This window comes from Lichenihabitans sp. Uapishka_5 (assembly GCF_033947565.1).
Classification (GTDB): domain Bacteria; phylum Pseudomonadota; class Alphaproteobacteria; order Rhizobiales; family Beijerinckiaceae; genus Lichenihabitans.
The window spans coordinates 25,626-42,749 of the sequence record NZ_JARPVX010000017.1; the positions used below are offsets into that span (position 1 = coordinate 25,626).

Genomic DNA, 17,124 nt, shown 5'->3' on the forward strand with positions numbered 1-17,124 from the left:
CGACATGGTGGCATCGCTACCGATGACGGCCTGGACGACGAGGCGACGAGGCATGACGGTCACGACGATCTCGGAGGCGAACTCCGAGCTGACGCTGCGGCTGCGACAGCAGGAACTGGCCGCCGAGTTCGCCACATTCAGCCTCCAGCACGACGAGGTGCAGCCCGTGCTCGACGAGGCGTGCCGCGTCGCCGCCAAGGGCATGGAATGCACGCTGTCCAAGGTGTTGGAGTTCCTGCCTAGCGACGGCGAGTTCGTCATGCGTGCCGGGCTCGGGTGGCACCCCGGTTCTGTGGGCCACGTGCGCCTCGGCGCCGACCTCGCGAGTCCGGCCGGGTTTGCGTTTCAGACCGGGCAGCCTGTCCTGTCCAACCACCTGGCGAACGAGACCCGCTTCCGGACGCCCAAGCTCCTGGTCGAACACGGCGTCCACCGTGCCTTCAACGTGCTGGTGGAGACGCCCGACTGGCGCTACGGCGTGCTGGAGGTCGACAGCCCGGACGAACGGGACTTCTCCATCTCGGACACCGCGTTCCTTCAGACGTTGGCCGCGACGCTCGCGCTCGCCATCGCCAAGGCGAACCGCCGGCGCGACCTCAGCGAGAGCGAGGCGCGGTACCGGGCGCTTAGCGAGACCCTGGAGATGCAGGTCGTGGAGCGGACCCGCGAGCGTGATCGGCTATGGGAGTTGAGCGAGGACCTGCTCGTGGTCGCCGACTATGACGGGCGACTGCTTCGGATCAACCCTGCCTGGGGCCGCCTGCTAGGCAAGGCGGATGCCGACATCGTGAGGGACGGCTACCCCGCCCTGATCCATCCCGACGACCTGGCACGGGTCGAGGCGACGTTGCTAGAGATGCGGTCTGAGGGCGCAAGCGCGCGCTACACTAACCGCATCGAGGCTCAGGATGGCCACTGGATCTGGATCAGCTGGACGCTGTCGCCGGAACCGGGCGGCGAGCGGCTGACCGGCGTGGGGCGGGACGTCACCGCCGAGCGCGAGGAAGCCGCCCTGCGCGAACGGTTGGAGGACCAGCTCCGGCAGTCGCAGAAGATGGAGGCTGTGGGGCAACTGACGGGCGGGCTGGCCCACGACTTCAACAACCTGCTCACCGGCATCGTGGGCAGCCTGGAGATGATGAACACCCGCATCGCGCAAGGTCGCATCAAGGACCTGGAACGCTACATCGGGGCCGCCCAGGGCGCGGCGACCCGTGCGGCCGCGCTGACGCACCGACTGCTCGCCTTCTCGCGCCGCCAGACGCTCGACCCCAAGCCCGTCCGCTTCGACGCGTTGGTCGAAGGCATCTCGGACCTGGTGCGCCGGACGGTCGGCCCCGGCATCGAGGTGTCGACGCTGGCCGAGCCCGGGTTGTGGAACGCGCTGTGCGACCCCAACCAGTTGGAGAACGCGCTCCTCAACCTTGCCATCAACGCCCGCGACGCCATGCCGGATGGTGGCCGGCTGACGATCAAGTCGGAGAACGTGGTGATCGACTGGCAGCATGCGGGCTTCCGCGACATGCCGGCCGGGCAGTTCGTGGCGGTCTCGGTGACCGACACCGGGTCGGGCATGCCGGCCGAGGTCGTGGCCCGGGCGTTCGACCCATTCTTCACCACGAAGCCGCTCGGGGTCGGCACGGGTCTCGGCCTGTCCATGGTCTACGGGTTCTGCAAGCAGTCGGGCGGCCAAGTGCGGATCCACAGCCTCGTCGGCGAGGGTACGACCGTCACGATCTACCTGCCCCGGGACGCGAGCGGGTTCGAGGCCGAGACGGAGGACAAGGTCCACCCGACGGTTCCGAACGCGCTCGCCGGCCAGACCGTGCTCGTGGTGGACGACGAGCCGACCGTGCGCCTTCTCGTCACCGACGTGTTGCAGGACCTCGGCTACGCGGCCATCGAGGCCGCCGACGGCGCCTCGGGCCTTAAGGTGCTGCAATCGGACGTCCGCATCGACCTGTTGGTGTCCGACGTGGGCCTGCCGGGCGGCATGAACGGCCGGCAGATGGCGGATGCGGCGCGCGTACGCCGTCCCGACCTGAAGGTGCTGTTCATCACCGGCTACGCGGAAGGTGCGGCCGTGCGGGATGCCGCGCTCGACACCGGCATGCACGTGATGACCAAGCCCTTCGCCATGGATGCCCTGGCGGCCAGGATCGGCGCCATCATCAAGGTTGGCGACTAGGCCGGCACGTCGGCGAGGATGGTCTTCGGTAGCCGCACCGTGAAGGTCGTTCCGCCGCCATGCCCCGAGGCCATGGCCAGCGTGCCGCCGAGCTGCTTCGCAAAGGCGTCGATGAAGCGAGATCCGAGGCCCGACGAGGCTTGCCCGCTCGCCGCCGAAAGGCCGATCCCGTCGTTGCTGACGGTCAGGGCGACGTCACCGTCACGGCGACCGAACCCGATCAGGATGCGTCCGCGCCCGACGGGAAGGCATACTTGACCGCATTGGTCGCAAGCTCGTTGACGATCAGCCCGAAGCTGACGGCGTGGTCGGCGCCGATGGACAGCGGCTCCGCCTCCACGTCGACTCGGATGCGTGAGGCCTCGCCCAGGAGACTCGACCGCAGGCTTCCCGCGATGCCCTGCAGGTAGGGCTCGACCGGCACCGGACCGAGCGTCGCCGAGCGGGAGATGACGTCGTAGAGCTGGGCCACGGCCCCGATCCGGGCCTGCATGGCGCGGTAGCCCGCGAGGCACGGCTCCGCGGCGCGGCGAAGCTCGAAGGACACGAAGAAGGTGATGACGGTCAGGCTGTTTTTGATGCGATGCGCCAGCTCGGCCCCGAGCAGGTCGCGATGCCGCTCCAGGAGGCGCGCCTCCGTCACGTCCTCGAACACCACGAGCAGGCGCGTCACGTGGTTGCCGGGCCGGAACACCTTGCGGGCGTTGAGCCTGAAGATGCGGCGCCCGAGGCCCGGGAACTCGTCCTCGACCTCGTAGCCGTCGAAGGCCGTCTCGTCCGGCACCACCCGGGCCAGGAGGTCCTGGAGCCGACCCACCTGCCACTGACCCTGCGCCAGCGCTTGGAGCGGGCGTCCCTCGACGGCGTCGAGCGTCACGTCGAACATGCGCAGGAAGGCGCGGCTGGCCGTCACGACCGTCATGTCGCCTTCTAGGATGACGAGCGGGTCGCGGATCGAGTCGACGATGTTCTGCGCCAAGCGCCGGCTCCGCTCGGCCTCGCGCTGGGCGAGCCGGGCCTCCGTGACGTCGTCGATGGCCAGGAGCAGGAAGGGCACGTGGTTGCCTTCGCGAAACACCTTCCGAGCGTTCAGCCGCATGATCTTGTGGCCGATGCCGGGGAACTCGTGTTCGACCTCGAAGCCCTCGACGACGCTGTCGCGCAGCACGACTTCGGTCAGCAGGCTCCGCAACGCGGGAATGTCCCACTGGCCCGACCCCAGGTCGTAGACGAGCCGGCCCATGGTTTCCTCGGGCGTGACCTGGAACGTGCGCAGGAAGGCCCTGTTGGCCGTCTCGACCCGGAGACTCTCACTCAGGACGAGGAGGCCGGTCGGAATGGTATCGACGATGTCGTGAGCCTTGATCGCCTCCAGCGACGAAGGCGCCCGTCGCTCGTCGCTCGTCGACCCGGTCCGGCATGGTGGCTGCCCCTCGAATGATCTGTTAGCTCTTCCGCATCGCTGAACTTCCACAGACGCCTTGATCTGTGAAGGGAGTTTCGTGCGATGGACGGGACGCTTGGACCGTCTCTGCCTCATGCCGCGTGTCGACCTGCATGCCGAAGTCCGATTGGAAGCCGCCCTTGGCCGATACCTTGCCCGGAGGGGAGCGCAATGCAGACGTTCCGAATGGGGCCAGGGCGCACACCTCGTTGCCGGACGGAGGAGCCGAGTTCCTGAACGCACTCGGCGAGGGCGTCTACGGCGTCGACGTCGACGGGCGGTGCACGTTCGCCAACCGGGCGGCCTTGGCGGCCCTCGGGTACGATGACGTGGGTGAACTGCTCGGCCGGGACATGCACGACGCCATCCATCACACTCGTCCGGACGGCACCCATTATTCCGCGTCCGAATGTCCCATCCTATCGACCCTGCGGACCGGCCAGCCCGTCCGGCTTGAGAACGAGCTGCTCTGGCGAAGGGACGGCACCTCTTTCTTCGCCGAGTACTCCTCCTTCGCCGTCAAAGTCGACGGCGCGGTGACCGGAAGCGTCGTCACGATCGACGACCTTTCCATGCGCCGTGACAGCAGCAAACGACATGCGCTCCAGCAGGCCGTCAACCAGGTGATGCAGGAGGCCGATGACGTGGAGGCGTCGTCGCGGCACCTGGTCGCGACGATCGGTTCGGGCTTCGGGTGGGACGCCGGCGCGCTCTGGGTCGTCCATGCAGAGTCCGACGCTTGCCTGCGATGCGAGGGGGTCTGGCACGCAGCGGGGGCGACACGTCGCGTCCCAGAGGCAGGCGATGCGGGCGTCCTGGGCCCCGGCCAAGGCCTGCCCGGACAGGCCTGGACCGAGTATCGCACTGTCGTCTCGAGCGGCACGACAACGGATGGGCACGGAGTGCCGCACGCCATACCCGGGGCGGAGATCGCGGTTCCGCTGCATGCCGACGGAAAGGTGGTCGGCGTACTGGAGTTCCTGGGCCGGCGGCCCGTCACGCTCGATGGGCAGTCCATGACGGATCTGCAGACCTTGGGACGGCAGGTCGGACAGTTCGTCTCGCGTCGCCAGGCTGAAGACAAGCTGCGCGACAGCGACGCGCTGAAGACCGCCATCATGGATGCGGCGCTCGACTGCGTGGTCGTGGTCGATGCGGAGACGCGCATCCGCGAATTCAACCCGGCGGCCGAGCGCGTCTTCGGCCAGGCCAGGGCGGAGGCCATGGGGCAGGAACTCGGCGCCCTGATCCTGCCGGCCGACTTCCTGGTCGGCCACCTCAAGAAGTTCGCCCACTTCCTGGATGACGGGGAGATCTCGGCGGTCAACAAGCACGTCGAGGTCGAGGCTGAGCGGGCCAGCGGCGAGCGCTTCCCGGCCGAACTCTCCGTCACGCCCCTGAAGGTCGGCGGGGAGCCGCTGTTCGCGGCCTACCTGCGCGACATCACCGAACGCAAGCGCGCGGAGCGGGACGTCGAGGCCGCCAGGGACGCGGCCGAGGAGGCGAACCGGGCCAAGAGCGACTTCATCGCCAACATGAGCCACGAACTGAGGACGCCGCTGTCGGCCATCATCGGCTACGGCGAGATGATGCGCGAGGAGATGGAGGACGGCGTCGACTCGGCCGAACTCGCGCCCGACATGCAGAAGATCGAGAACAATGCCCGGCACCTGCTCGGCTTGATCAACGACGTGCTCGATCTGTCCAAGATCGAGAGCGGGAAGATGGAGACGTTCCTCGAAACCTTCGACGTCGAGCCCATGGTGCGGGACGTCGCCGCGACCGTCACCTCGCTGATCGAGAAGAAGCACAACGTCCTCTCGATCGACCTCGGCCCCGACCTGGGCCACATGCGCTCCGACCTGACGAAGTTGAAGCAGATGCTGCTGAACCTCCTCAGCAATGCGGCCAAGTTCACAGAGGGCGGGACCATCGCGTTGTCGGCGCATCGCTCGACCGCGTCAGGGTTGGACCGTCTCGCGTTCAGCGTCCGTGACAGCGGCATGGGAATGACCGCCGAGCAGAGCGCCAAGCTTTTCCAGCGCTACGCTCAGGCCGAGGCCTCCACGGCCAGCAAGTTCGGCGGTACCGGCCTGGGCCTGTCGATCAGCCGGGCCTTCGCGACGATGCTGGGCGGGGGCATCGAGGTCGCGAGCGCCTACGGCCACGGCAGCACGTTCACCATCGACCTGCCCGCCACGGCTCCGGAGAAGCCGGTGGCCTGAACCTCGTTCTCAGAACAGGCCCGACAGCAGGTTGATGGTGAGGGCCAGCACCGCCGTGTTGAACGTGAAGGCGATCAGCCCGTGCACGGTGCCGATGCGGCGCAGGCGCTTGTTGGTGAATTGCACGTCGGCCGTCTGCGCCGCCGCCCCGATCACCACCGCGAAGTGGAGGAAGTCCCAGTAGTCCGGCGCCGGGTCGTTCGGGAATTGCAGACCACCGACGACGTCGGTCTCATCGGGTGTCGTTTCGTCGGGCGCGTAGTATTCGTGGGCGTAGTGCAGCGCGAACACAAGCTGCGTGGTGAACCAGGACACGACCACGGTGGCCAGCGCCAAGCCCACCCGGAAGCCTTTCAGGGCCCCGTGCGCGTCCTTGGCGAGGGACAGCTCCACGGCGACCGCCGCGAGGCTCGCGGCCGCCGCGATCAGCACCAGGGCCAGGATCATCCCCTTGCCCTCGTCCTGGGCCGCCACGTGGGCCTGGATGTCGGCCTGTTTCTGCCCGCGCATGTGCTGCAACGTCAGCGTCACGAACCATAGGCAGGTCACGTCCCAACACACGATGGCACGGGTGCTGCGCTCCAAACCGGTCGACCCCAGGCCGGACAGGAGGAACAGGAGCACGCCCACGGCGATGCCGCTGGCGAGCCTCGGCCTGGACGCGAAGGGGCCAAGAAGCTTTCGCAAGCCGAAGCGAGACGTGGACATCGAGGCGAATGGCGTCACGGTTTGCTGCTCTTCGTCGGAGACATCAAGCCCCAGAATGAAGTCGGCTCAATCGCCGGACAGGGGTGATGCGGCGTAGCGATCGAGCAGGTCGGCCGGGTCGCGGAACACCGCGATGCAGCCAGCCTCCAGGAGGTCTGCCTCCGACCAGCCCCCGCAGAGCAGGCCCACCGTCCTGACGCCTGCCTTCGTGGCCGCTTCCGCGTCGTAGGGCGTGTCGCCGACGACGATGGCGTCGGCGGGCGCGACCCCCAGCTTCTTGAGCGCCGCCTGGAAGATGTCCGGATGGGGCTTGCTCCTTTCGGCATCGTCCGAAGAGGTCTCGGCCTGGAGCAGGTCGTCGATGTCGGCCAGCTTCTTGTAGTGGGAGAGTTCCTCCTGTTTGGCCGATGACGCGAGTGCAATGACCTTGCCGTCGTCGAGCAGGCGCTGGAGCAGCGCACGGACGCTCGGAAAGGCGACGATCTGGTCGAGGTACCTGGACTTCAGGATCTTGCCGCGATGTTCTTCGAGCCGCTCGCCGTCCTTCTCGATGTCTTCCGCCGACATGAACACCGGCAGGAGCTGGTCGCCGCCCTTGCCGATCTGATCGTGCAAGGCTTGCAGGTCGTGATCGCGACCGAAGTCGCGGAAAGCGTCCTGCCACGCCATGGCGTGGAGCTTGACGCTGTCGACCAGCGTTCCGTCGACGTCGAAGATGATGGCCTTTGGCATTATGGATCCAATCTCGTCGTGAGCAGCGCAGCCGAGCTAGCTTGCTCGGCCGTCATGGAGTTGCATTCAGCCGGTTCCGGCGCTCAGGTCGTCGTGCGAGTCCTGAATGGCATCGAGCACCGCCTGTGGATCGGCCGGTGAGGACATCGACACGGCTTCGTAATCCAGGCGATCCCGCACAGATGGCATGTCCCGACGGAGTTCCTCCAACAGCTCGATGATCTTGGCCGACTTCCGGTCGGCCAGGATGGCCAGTTCCAGCGTGAGTTGATCGCGGTGGCTGGCGAGCTGATCGTCGCGACGCTGCGTCGTGAGGATCATGACCGTGACGTACAGGGCCAGCAGGCTGGCGACGAGTTCGAGCCACGCGAAGGGCGCCTCGTCGAAGGGCGCATGCCCGGACCAGGACAGCACGAGGTTCAGGCCAACCCAGCCAACCACCGCCACGGACAGCCATCCGATGAAGCTGGGGCGGCCCACCCGCCCTGTGGTCGCCTCGATGAGGGTCTGGAAAGTTGTCGCCCGCTTGCGGTGCTCGGCATGGAGGCGCGCGATGGCCTCCACCGTCCCTTCGATGTGGGCCGGAAGGATCGCGGTTCTGTCGTCTTCAGCCATCCGATGTAAATCTACCGATCGGTGAAGACATGTCGAGGGTTCACTGGATCCCCCGGCGATGCAAACCGGCAATGAACACGGGCCGGCATCCCGGCGTCAGCCGCTTCTCGTTGGTCTTCATGCAGGCCAGCACCGCATCCTGGTCCGGATACGCACTGCCGCACAGCCTGATCGCGTCATCCTGGCAGGCGGCCCGTTCGGCGTCGGTCACCTGATACTTGTCCTGCGCCCAAGCGCCAGTCGACGACGCGAGGACCGCCAGGGCAAGACAAGCCGATCCGATTTTCACCATGGGCCAGCTCCTTCCGCGCATCGCGCACCAGGTCAGTTCGAAGCGGGCGCCCGCCGGTGGGAGAAGCAGCCGAGCTTGTAGCAGCCGAACAGGGCCGCCGCGCCGACCCCGATGGCAATCTTGGTGCCTGTCGAGAGGCCGCCCGACTGGGTCTGAGAGGGCTTGGATGTCGTGGCTGACGTGCCCCCGAGCGTGACGTCGACCCGCTGCGCGTCCTTTGGACCGCCGTTCGGCGGCATGTAGTCGACCGAGATCCGGTCGTCCGGCCGCTTGGAGCCGACATATCCCGCGAAGGCGGCCGCGTTCGGGAACACCTTGCCGTCCACCGCGATGATCTGGTCACCGACCCGGAAGCCGGCCTTGTTGCCAGGCGACCCGGACGTCACCCCGTTGACGCGTAGCAGCGCGAAGGTCATGCCGCCGCTGCTGATCTGCTGTGCCCGGCCGACGTTGAGGCCGAGCTTGCCGCCGCCCTTCGGCAGCGCGCTGGCCTGGTCGACCGTGAGGGTCTGATAGCCCATCTGGTTTTCGGCCCACGCGGCACCGGGCAGGACCTGAAGGCCAAGGAAGGACGCTGCCACGAAGGCGGCGACGACACGGTTCACCATGGGAAGCTCCATCGAGGAAGGATCGGGACAGTCGGGAAGATCAGACCGAGACAGACCCTTCGTCGGGCAGCTGCCCGTTGGGGGTCATGCCGTTCACGGCCGCGGGCAGGTGCTGGCTCAATTGGGACAGGAAGTCGCCGGGCTGCATGCCGGCCTGGTTCGCCATGTCGTTGACGCGGTCCTGGCCGAAGACGTTCTGCAGCTGATCGGGCGACACGGGATGGTTCGGGCCGTTACCGACCCAGGAGTCGGCCACGTGGCCCAGCCCGGCGTTCTGGAACTGCGACAGCAGCCCGCCCAAGCCACCGCCGCCGAGCGCGCCGCCCAGGCCTGAGGACGCCGTCCCGCCCTGTTGGACGCCACCGCCGAGGATGCTGGACAGCACGGAGCCCATCGGGGACGACGTGGCGTTTGAGCCGCCGCCCAGGAGGTTGCCGAGAACGGATTCAAGAATGCCCATGCGACTCTCCTCGGTTGGTGCCCTGATCGGGGCTTTCGGGATTCGATTCGGAAACTATAGTGACATGCCCCAGCGGGTCGACCCGCTCCACGACCGCCACCTGCCGCCTCAGTTCGACGGGAACGCTGGCGGTCTCTCGCTCGACATGGTGGCGAATGTGGATCTCCTCCAGCAGGAAGAGCTGCTTGACGATCACGAAGCGCTCTTGCACGACCGGCACGATGGTCGTGTCCTCCACGGTCCGCACCGCAGGCGCAACGTCGACCACCCTGCCGACCGGCACTCGGGTCACGTCGACCACGTTGCGGTCGAGGACGACCTCGGCGACATCCTGACGTGTCTCGGTGTGCGTCGAGACCCGGACGGTGCCGGTGACCACCGCCTGTTTGGAGACCTCCGCGGTCTCCTCAAGCAGCAGAAGCTTGTTGGCCTTCGCCGAAGTCGACGTGGAACCCGTCCGCAAGGCCTCGTCCCCGTCGATCGCGGATCGTGACGTTCGGTCTTTCATGGTGCGTCCTCCGAATGAGAAGGGACGTGCAGTGCATGTCCCTTCCTGGCTTCAGATCCGCGTGGTGCGGACTTCGGTCCCCGTGAACGTCGGCTTCACCTCGCCGCTGCGGCCGCCGAACCAGCCCGCCAAGGCGCCTAGGACAAGTGCCAGGAAGCCGAACAGGGCGCCGCGGGACACCACCGTGGCGGCCGTGTCGGCGGCCTGGATGGCCTTCTGCTTGGCCTGATCGACCGTCTGCCGGTACTGCTGCTGGTACTGGCCAACCCTCGCACGGGCTTCATCGACGGGGATGTTCTGCGCCTTCGCCAGAGCCTGAGCCGCGCCTTCGCGCGCCTGGTCGGCCTGGGCCTGATCGCCGGCGACGGCCGCCTTCACGGCCGCGATGGCCGAGGTCTTGGGCGTCGCCGCATCGTTGTTGCCGATCTGGTTCTCGATGGCCGAGAACGGGTCGGCGCCGGCCGAGGTGCTGACGCCCGCCACCGTGGCCGCTGTGTGACCGAGGCCACCGGCCGCGCCCGTGACGGCACTGAAGGCACCGCCCATCAGGCCGCCCACCGCCGTGGTCAGGAGGTACAGCACGAACAGGGTGGTGACGGCCCAGGACACCACGCCGTGCCAGGCCGCCGTGGACGCTTTGGCGCGGCCCGAGAGCCGGGCCGCTGCATGGCCGCCCAGGAAGGCGGCGATGAGGCTGGCGACGACGTACCAGAGGCCGGCCCCGATCGACAGCGTCGCGGCCGCCGGGTTGTCGCCCGCCGATGGAGTGACGCTCGACATGCCGAGGCCGAGGCCCAGCAGGTTGAGGAGCAACAGCGTGACGAGGGCGACGGCCACGCCTGCGAAAATGGCGCTCCACGACAGGTTGTTGATGAGGACGGTGCGCGCCTCCTCGGCCGGCGTTGTGGGCGTGAGGTGCGGCAGGTCGGACCTGCCGTGGGCGGGATTGAGAGCGGTCATGCCAGGCTTTCGTTCGAAGGGGCGAGGATCAGACAGCCGTCCAGCGGCTCATGGCGACGGCGGCGGTGACTTTTAGCGTCACGGTGCTGTCGACCGACTGCACCCACTCGGTCGGGATCAGGTGGTGGGAGCCGCCCGAGACCGGGTCGGTGCGTTTCAGCTTGATGGTCGTGCCGTCGACATGGTCGACGACGCCGACATGCTGCCCGTCCGAGCCGATGACCTTCATGTCCTTGGCCCGTTCCATCGCCGGAGCGTCGGCGAAGAACGCAACCCTCTGGCCCGCGACGTGGCCGGCGGTGCGACCATCCTCGATGTCGACCTTGGTGCTGCGCAACGTGTCAGTGACGGTCTCGGCGCGATCGCTCACGTCCTTGCGGATGCCGATCTCCTCGACGACCCGCACGGTCTTGGCCACCACGGCCTCCTCGTCGACCTCGTCCATCTCGATGGTGCGCTCGCGGAACGGATCGGCGCCGAGATCGACGACCCCGAGCGCGCGATCCACCGGGCGTCGCTCGACGCTGACCGTCTCGTCGCGCAGGTTCACCTGCTGCATGAACGGCGTCTCGACCACATGGCTGTGGATGCGCACCTTGCCCCGGTTCACGGCCCGCTTGCCGACGGCAATCGACTCCTCGGCCACCTGGATGACGTCTTCGCGCAGCGAAGGCTTCTCCGCCTTGCCGCCTACTGGGACCTGCTCGGTCCTGTAGGCCTGCTGTGCCGAAGGAGTCGTCAGCACGCCGTCGGATGCCAGCTTCGTTTCTGTCGACGCGACCGGCGCCATGGACCGCAACGGGCCCGCGCCCTCGTTGGCGACCCCGCCGCCCGTCACGGCCGACGCGCCGGTCCAGCCCTCGCCGCGCCACGCGGTCTCGCGCTCTTCGAGGTCGACGGAGCCGTGCCGCTCCAGGATGTCGATGGCCTCGTCCATCCGGGCGTCCTCGACCCGGGCCACGACCAGGGTGCCGCCCCGGCGCACGCCCTCGGCGTATGTGTGATGGTCGTCGCTGCCGCCAAACATGTCCTCGAGCGAGGCCCAGAAGCCCTTGGCGCGCGGCTCCACGCCATCGGCGGTGCCCGTTTCCGGCGACACGGACACGTCCGCGTCGGGGATGCCGGCCTGCCGCAACATGAGGACGGCGTTGTTGGCGTATTCGCGCGTGTCGTAGATCGCGGTGATGGCGTGCTTGGACATGGGATGATCCTTTTGGGTGCGAAGGACCGAGGCGACGAGGCGTGGGCGAACCCGAACGCAGTCAGAGGCAGACAGCCCCTATCGAGGTTGCCTGCTTGCTCGGTTATCGTTGATGTCGCTGTGATGAGGCGACGAAGGCCGGGGGACAGGTGTCACCTGCAACGCGCCGCCGGCCGGACGCGGTGAGGTCTCGAAACACCGCGTTCACTCCGCATGCGGAGCTGGACTGCTTCCGCCCCAACGCTTGGTCGCGTCAGGCCGGTCCTCCCAAAGGGGTCTTCACGATTGAAGAACCAGGAGCAAGAATCTTGGTTCCATGATCGGCAGCAATTACGCCGTCGTCCACTCGCGTCGCCGTCGGCCGAGGATCGAAGCTTGGAACGATGCGCTGCGCTACGGAGGCGACGCTGCCGTCAGGGCATCGATCTGCGCCAGTAGGCGGGTGAAGCCGACCGGCTTGGAATGGTAGTCGGTGCAGCCGGCCTCCAACGCCTTCTCCTTGTCGCCCGACATGGCGTGGGCCGTGAGTGCGATGATGGGGACCGATGCGGTCCTCGCCTCGGCCCTGAGCATGGAGGCCACCGTCCACCCGTCCAGGCTCGGCAGGTTCATGTCGAGCAGGATGATGTCGTGCGGGCCGGCAAGCGCCGCGTCGAGCCCCTCCCTGCCGTCCACGGCGACGGCGACCTCGAACCCGCGGCGGCGGAGGCGCCGGGACAGGAAGTCCCAGATCTCCTCATGGTCTTCGACGAGAAGGATTTTCAATCAGGACCTCAGTCGGCATGCGATGCGTCTCCGTCGTGGACAGAGGCGATCTCGTTCGGCAGCGATTGATGTGGAGTCGGCATCTCCGCAGGCAACATGAGCGTGAACGCGCTGCCTTGACCGACACGGCTTTCCACGGCCACGTCGCCGCCGAGCATCGTGCTGAACGCCTTGGTGAGCGCCAGGCCGAGGCCCGTGCCACCGAACTTGCGCGTCGTCGAGGCGTCGGCCTGGGTGAAGCGCAGGAACAGCCTCTCCAGGTGCGCCTCGCTCATGCCGATGCCGGTGTCCTCCACTCGGAGTACCAGCCAGGCGTCGGAACCGGTCCCGACGATGCGGGTCGCCGACAGCGTCACCGTCCCGCCTTCCGTGAACTTTGCGGCGTTGCTGAGAAGGTTCAACAGCATCTGCCGCACTTTGGCGACGTCCGAGCGCATCGAGCCCAGCCCCTTCTGCAGGCGCAGCGTGAGCGCGTTCCCCTTCTTGGCGATCAGGCCATCGACCGTGGCGGCCACGTCGCGGATCATCAGGGCCACGTCGAAGGTCTCGGCGAACACCTCCATCCTGCCGCTCTCGACCTTCGACAGGTCGAGCACGTCGTTGATGAGGCCGAGCAGGTGGCGCGCGTTGTTCGCGATCTTGCGCATGTCCGGCTCGAGGTCGGCCGCGGGCACTCCCTCGGCCATCTCCTCTTGCAGCATCTCGCTGTATCCGATGATGGCCGACAGTGGCGTGCGCAGCTCGTGGCTCATGTTCGCCATGAAATCACTCTTCGCGCGATTGGCCTCCTCGGCCGCTTCCTTGGCGGTCCATGCTTCCTGCTCGGCCGTCTTCCGCTCGGTGATGTCCAGGGCCGTGCCGATCAGGCGCCGGTGACCCCATCGATCGGTCACGTAGTCGGCCCGGCGGGTCAGCCAGCGCACCTGTCCCGTGTCGGCGCGGCGGATGCGGTATTCGATCGAGGTGGCATCGAGCCCGGCACGACGCCGTTCCTCGCTGGTCGTGAGATGCCGGTCGTCCTCATGCACTAGGGCTTCCAGCAGCGCGGTCGGCGTCTCGCTGCGTGGTTCCAAGCCGAACAATCGCCAGAATTGGTCAGATCCCTTGGTCACGCTGCGGCCCACGTCGGTCTCGAAGGTGCCGACGCGGCCGGCCTCTTGGGCGAGGCGGAGCGTTTCCTCGCTGGCCCGCAGGCTCTGGATCACCGCTGCTTCCGCGACGTTGCCGAGGCCGGCCGCGACCACGCCCGCCAGGAGCTGGACGATGGTCTCATCCGCCTCTGTGAAGGCGTCCGGCTTCGACGATTGCAGCTTCAGCACACCGACGATGCTCCCATGCCGGGCGATCGGCGCGATGGTCATCGAGCGGATGCCCAGGCGTCTGGCCAGTTCGGGACTGACCCGGGGATCGTTCTCCGCATCGCCCGTGTTGAGCGCGCAGGCCTCGCGGACGCAGCGTCCCGAGAGTGTGCCTTCCATGCTCAGCCTCAGGCCAAGGAACGGCGACAGGTCGCCCGCGACCGCCCGGTAGACGAGGTCCTGGCCTTCCCGCAGCTCGACCACGACTCCATCGGCGTTGCCGACGACGTTCATGGCGCCGGTCACGATGGCGTCGAGCATGGTCTCCAGGTTGTCGCCAGCCGAGCCGATGCCGTGCTGCATCCCGATCATGGCTCGGTGCCGCTCGGCGTCGCGGCGCACCACGTTCTCGGCTCGGGCGCGGTCGACCATCGCGGCATCGCGTTGGTGGATAATGCGGCGCAGCTCCATCTGTGCCATGACCTGTCGGGCGAGGGCCCTCAAGCCGTCCGCCTGTTCGACTGTCAGGCCCTGGGGACGGGAGCGCGTGTCGATGACGCAGAGGGTGCCGAGTTTCGCGCCCTCCTGGGTCTGCAGGAGCGCGCCGGCGTAGAAGCGCAGGTGCGGCGCGCCCGTGACCAGCGTGTTCTCTCGCGTCCGCGCGTCGACGCTCAGGTCCGGGATGATCAGGATGTCGTCCTGGCGAAGCGCGTGGGCGCATACCGATTGCGAAAGCGGCGTCTCGGACGGGTCGAAGCCGACCCGGGCCTTGAACCACTGGCGGTTCCTATCGACGAGGCTCACCAGGGACACGGGCGTGTGGCAGAGCGCCTTCGCGACCAGAACGATGTCATCGAAGCCCGCCTCTGCCGACGTGTCGAGGATGCCGTAGGCGTCGAGTGCCTGGAGGCGCTCGACTTCCGTCAAAGGCAGAGTCGATTGTTCGGACATCGGTGCGACCTTCGCAAGCCTGGGATCTCCATGCAACCGTGCGATCCACATCGGCAAGCGGCTTCGCCCGTCGAACCGGCGGCTGGTCAGCTCGTCGATTGACGATGGCGTGACCCGCGTCGCCGTGTCGGGGCGGGTGGCAGTCCAACAAGTTAGTCTCCCGACATCGGGCCGATCTCCGAGGGGGGCATGGTGGCCGTGAGGCCATGCAGGCGCTCGGCCAGGTCGCGCATGCTGACGTCGCCCTTGTGCAGGATCTGGCTGGCGCCCCGCAGGCGGCGGCGGTCCTCCCAGGTAAGGTCGAGCGCGGTCAGCACGACGACCGGAACGGCGGCGCAGTCAGGCCGGGTCCGCATGGCCTCCAGGAACGTGAAGCCGTCCATCACCGGCATCGTCAGGTCGAGCAACACGACGCCCGGACGTGCCGCATCGAGCCTGTCGAGGCCCTCCTGGCCATTCTCGGCTTCCCGCACGGCCCAACCGTCGCGCTCCAGCGCCTTGCGCAGGCGGGCGCGGCTGTCGGGATCGTCGTCGATGACGAGAGCGTCGCCTTCGGGCGGTCGGAAACGGTCCATGACGTTCTTGAAGCGGTCCCAGCGCACCGGCTTCATCACGTAGTCGGCGGCTCCCAGCGAGGCCGCGAGCGCGCGCTGCTCAACGAAGGTCACCATCACGACTGGGATGTCCGCGAGGCCGGGGTCGCCCTTGAGCGCGCTCAACACCGACCAGCCGTCGACGCCCGGCATCATGACGTCGAGCAGGATGGCGCGCGGCCTCAGTCCCCGCGCGAGCGCGAGGCCCGTGTCGCCGTCGGCCGCCGTGCGGACCTTGAAGCCCTCGCGATGCAGGAACTTGGTCATCAGCGCACGCTGGTCGGCGTCGTCGTCGATGACGAGCACAAGATCGCCGCCGCTCGCCCCCACGTCCTCGGCTTCCGGAGCGGGCTGAGCCTCGCCGGTTCGGTGGCTGGCGGGAAGCCTTACCGTGAAGGTCGACCCCGCGCCTTCCCGGCTCTCGACGCCGACCGAGCCGTCGAGGATCTCGCCCAGCGCCTTGGTGAGCGACAGGCCGAGCCCCGTCCCGCCGTATTTGCGTGTGGTGGACACGTCCGCCTGGACGAAGCGCTGGAACAGCTTGTCGAGCTGCTCCGGCGTCATGCCGATGCCCGTGTCGGCGACCTGGAACACGACGTGGTCGCGCTCCTCGAACAGCTCGCGCCCGACCGACAGGGTCACGGTGCCGTTCTCGGTGAACTTGGCGGCGTTGGACAGCAGGTTGAGCAGGATCTGCCGCACCTTCGTCAGGTCGGAGAACATGCGGCCGATCCCGGGGGCGACGCGCACGTCGAGGCGGTTCCCCTTGCGGTCGACGAGCGTCTGCGCCGTGGCCGCGACGTCGTGGATCACGGGCTCCAGGTCGAAGGCTTCCGCATACACGTCCATCTTGCCGCTCTCGACCTTGCTGAGGTCGAGCACGTCGTTGATGAGGCCGAGGAGGTGGCGGGCGTTGCCCTCGATCTTGCGCACGTCCGGTTCGAGGTCGGCCACGGCCGCCCCGTCCGCCATCTCCTCCTGGAGCATCTCGCTGTAGCCGATGATGGCCGACAGGGGCGTCCTGAGTTCGTGGCTCATGTTGGCGATGAAGGCGCTCTTGGCCGTGTTGGCCTGTTCGGCGGCTTCCCTCGCCGTCTCCGCCGCCTCATTGGCCTGCGTGAGCGCAGCCTGGTTCTCGACCAGCACGCCGTTCGCCGCGTTCAACCTGTCGAGCGTGACTTCGTTCTGGACGATCGCGCGGCGGAGGGCATGGCAGATCCAGACCAACACGCCGCCGACCGCCACGTACTGGCAGAGCAGGAACACCTCGGCGCCGCTGAGCGTGCCATCGGCGTCGTAGAACCAGGCGGCTATGGCGGTGGAGAGCGCCAGGCTCAACACGCCCGGCCCCCATCCCACGGCGAGGCTCGCCACCAGGAGCACGGGGATGAACAGCAGGAAAGGCGCGATGTACAGCGGCGCCAGGGCGCGGACGAAGGTCACGACGGCCACGAGGAGTATCGTGGCTCCGTAGCGCACCATCGCCGAAGGACGTCGGCGCGCGAGGGTTCCGATTAGTCGATGCAAGCCGCTCATGTGCCAGGGTTGTCACGCCCGGCGATGAATGTGAAGCGCG

At 67.6% G+C, this 17,124-nt stretch carries 16 protein-coding genes; 2 read left to right on the plus strand and 14 right to left on the minus strand.

What is annotated here, in order from left to right:
* The first annotated feature begins 52 nt into the window (after positions 1-52).
* Positions 53-2,188, plus strand: coding sequence for an ATP-binding protein (locus P7D22_RS09255; RefSeq protein ID WP_319933938.1), 2,136 nt, complete (start codon positions 53-55; stop codon positions 2,186-2,188).
* Here P7D22_RS09255 and P7D22_RS23400 read toward each other — a convergent pair.
* Both P7D22_RS23400 and P7D22_RS09260 read right to left on the minus strand, forming a co-directional pair.
* On the minus strand, positions 2,185-2,415 hold the full coding sequence (locus P7D22_RS23400; protein ID WP_336624810.1) for an ATP-binding protein: 231 nt from the start codon (positions 2,413-2,415) through the stop codon (positions 2,185-2,187). The genes P7D22_RS09255 and P7D22_RS23400 overlap by 4 nt on opposite strands.
* Positions 2,409-3,728, minus strand: coding sequence for a sensor histidine kinase (locus tag P7D22_RS09260; protein ID WP_319933939.1), 1,320 nt, complete (start codon positions 3,726-3,728; stop codon positions 2,409-2,411). The genes P7D22_RS23400 and P7D22_RS09260 overlap by 7 nt, the downstream gene beginning before the upstream one ends.
* A gap of 17 nt (positions 3,729-3,745) precedes the next feature.
* Between P7D22_RS09260 and P7D22_RS09265 the strand changes: the two genes are divergently transcribed.
* The gene (locus tag P7D22_RS09265; protein ID WP_319933940.1) at positions 3,746-5,857 is read left to right on the plus strand and encodes a PAS domain S-box protein; all 2,112 of its coding nucleotides are present in this window, start codon (positions 3,746-3,748) and stop codon (positions 5,855-5,857) included.
* A gap of 9 nt (positions 5,858-5,866) precedes the next feature.
* Here the strand turns inward: P7D22_RS09265 and P7D22_RS09270 are convergent, their stop codons facing one another.
* The 12 genes from P7D22_RS09270 to P7D22_RS09325 form a co-directional block, all read right to left on the minus strand.
* Positions 5,867-6,544 carry a DUF1345 domain-containing protein gene (locus P7D22_RS09270; RefSeq protein ID WP_319933941.1) on the minus strand — a complete coding sequence of 226 codons (678 nt, stop codon included), beginning with the start codon at positions 6,542-6,544 and terminating at the stop codon, positions 5,867-5,869.
* A gap of 87 nt (positions 6,545-6,631) precedes the next feature.
* Positions 6,632-7,297, minus strand: a complete 666-nt coding sequence (locus P7D22_RS09275; protein WP_319933942.1) for an HAD family hydrolase — start codon at positions 7,295-7,297, stop codon at positions 6,632-6,634.
* Between the two features lie 66 nt (positions 7,298-7,363).
* Entirely contained in the window at positions 7,364-7,861 is a 498-nt protein-coding gene (locus tag P7D22_RS09280; protein ID WP_319933943.1) for a DUF1003 domain-containing protein, read from the minus strand.
* A 91-nt stretch (positions 7,862-7,952) separates the two neighbouring features.
* Positions 7,953-8,204, minus strand: a complete 252-nt coding sequence (locus P7D22_RS09285; protein WP_319933944.1) for a hypothetical protein — start codon at positions 8,202-8,204, stop codon at positions 7,953-7,955.
* 32 nt (positions 8,205-8,236) lie between these two features.
* Positions 8,237-8,812, minus strand: a complete 576-nt coding sequence (locus P7D22_RS09290) for a PDZ domain-containing protein (RefSeq protein ID WP_319933945.1) — start codon at positions 8,810-8,812, stop codon at positions 8,237-8,239.
* A 40-nt stretch (positions 8,813-8,852) separates the two neighbouring features.
* A complete protein-coding gene (locus tag P7D22_RS09295) occupies positions 8,853-9,272 on the minus strand; it encodes a YidB family protein (RefSeq protein WP_319933946.1) in 420 nt (139 codons plus the stop codon).
* Positions 9,259-9,780 carry a YsnF/AvaK domain-containing protein gene (locus P7D22_RS09300; protein ID WP_319933947.1) on the minus strand — a complete coding sequence of 174 codons (522 nt, stop codon included), beginning with the start codon at positions 9,778-9,780 and terminating at the stop codon, positions 9,259-9,261. The genes P7D22_RS09295 and P7D22_RS09300 overlap by 14 nt, the downstream gene beginning before the upstream one ends.
* A gap of 51 nt (positions 9,781-9,831) precedes the next feature.
* On the minus strand, positions 9,832-10,740 hold the full coding sequence (locus P7D22_RS09305; RefSeq protein WP_319933948.1) for a PhnA-like protein: 909 nt from the start codon (positions 10,738-10,740) through the stop codon (positions 9,832-9,834).
* Between the two features lie 28 nt (positions 10,741-10,768).
* Entirely contained in the window at positions 10,769-11,941 is a 1,173-nt protein-coding gene (locus P7D22_RS09310; protein WP_319933949.1) for a DUF2171 domain-containing protein, read from the minus strand.
* Between the two features lie 393 nt (positions 11,942-12,334).
* On the minus strand, positions 12,335-12,706 hold the full coding sequence (locus P7D22_RS09315) for a response regulator (RefSeq protein WP_319933950.1): 372 nt from the start codon (positions 12,704-12,706) through the stop codon (positions 12,335-12,337).
* Positions 12,707-12,714: 8 nt separating this feature from the next.
* On the minus strand, positions 12,715-14,955 hold the full coding sequence (locus tag P7D22_RS09320; protein WP_319933951.1) for a GAF domain-containing sensor histidine kinase: 2,241 nt from the start codon (positions 14,953-14,955) through the stop codon (positions 12,715-12,717).
* Between the two features lie 152 nt (positions 14,956-15,107).
* The gene (locus P7D22_RS09325) at positions 15,108-17,000 is read right to left on the minus strand and encodes an ATP-binding response regulator (protein ID WP_319933952.1); all 1,893 of its coding nucleotides are present in this window, start codon (positions 16,998-17,000) and stop codon (positions 15,108-15,110) included.
* Between the last annotated feature and the right edge of the window lie 124 nt (positions 17,001-17,124).

What these genes read in the sequence shown, in the direction of transcription:
- P7D22_RS09320 (WP_319933951.1), bottom strand. Translation starts at nt 14,955, where the DNA reads ATGTCCGAACAATCGACTCTGCCTTTGACGGAAGTCGAGCGCCTCCAG.
- P7D22_RS09305 (WP_319933948.1), bottom strand. Translation starts at nt 10,740, where the DNA reads ATGACCGCTCTCAATCCCGCCCACGGCAGGTCCGACCTGCCGCACCTC.
- P7D22_RS09300 (WP_319933947.1), bottom strand. Translation starts at nt 9,780, where the DNA reads ATGAAAGACCGAACGTCACGATCCGCGATCGACGGGGACGAGGCCTTG.
- P7D22_RS09275 (WP_319933942.1), bottom strand. Translation starts at nt 7,297, where the DNA reads ATGCCAAAGGCCATCATCTTCGACGTCGACGGAACGCTGGTCGACAGC.
- P7D22_RS09260 (WP_319933939.1), bottom strand. Translation starts at nt 3,728, where the DNA reads ATGAGGCAGAGACGGTCCAAGCGTCCCGTCCATCGCACGAAACTCCCT.
- P7D22_RS09295 (WP_319933946.1), bottom strand. Translation starts at nt 9,272, where the DNA reads ATGGGCATTCTTGAATCCGTTCTCGGCAACCTCCTGGGCGGCGGCTCA.
- P7D22_RS09310 (WP_319933949.1), bottom strand. Translation starts at nt 11,941, where the DNA reads ATGTCCAAGCACGCCATCACCGCGATCTACGACACGCGCGAATACGCC.
- P7D22_RS09265 (WP_319933940.1), top strand. Translation starts at nt 3,746, where the DNA reads ATGCCGAAGTCCGATTGGAAGCCGCCCTTGGCCGATACCTTGCCCGGA.
- P7D22_RS09290 (WP_319933945.1), bottom strand. Translation starts at nt 8,812, where the DNA reads ATGGTGAACCGTGTCGTCGCCGCCTTCGTGGCAGCGTCCTTCCTTGGC.
- P7D22_RS09285 (WP_319933944.1), bottom strand. Translation starts at nt 8,204, where the DNA reads ATGGTGAAAATCGGATCGGCTTGTCTTGCCCTGGCGGTCCTCGCGTCG.
- P7D22_RS09255 (WP_319933938.1), top strand. Translation starts at nt 53, where the DNA reads ATGACGGTCACGACGATCTCGGAGGCGAACTCCGAGCTGACGCTGCGG.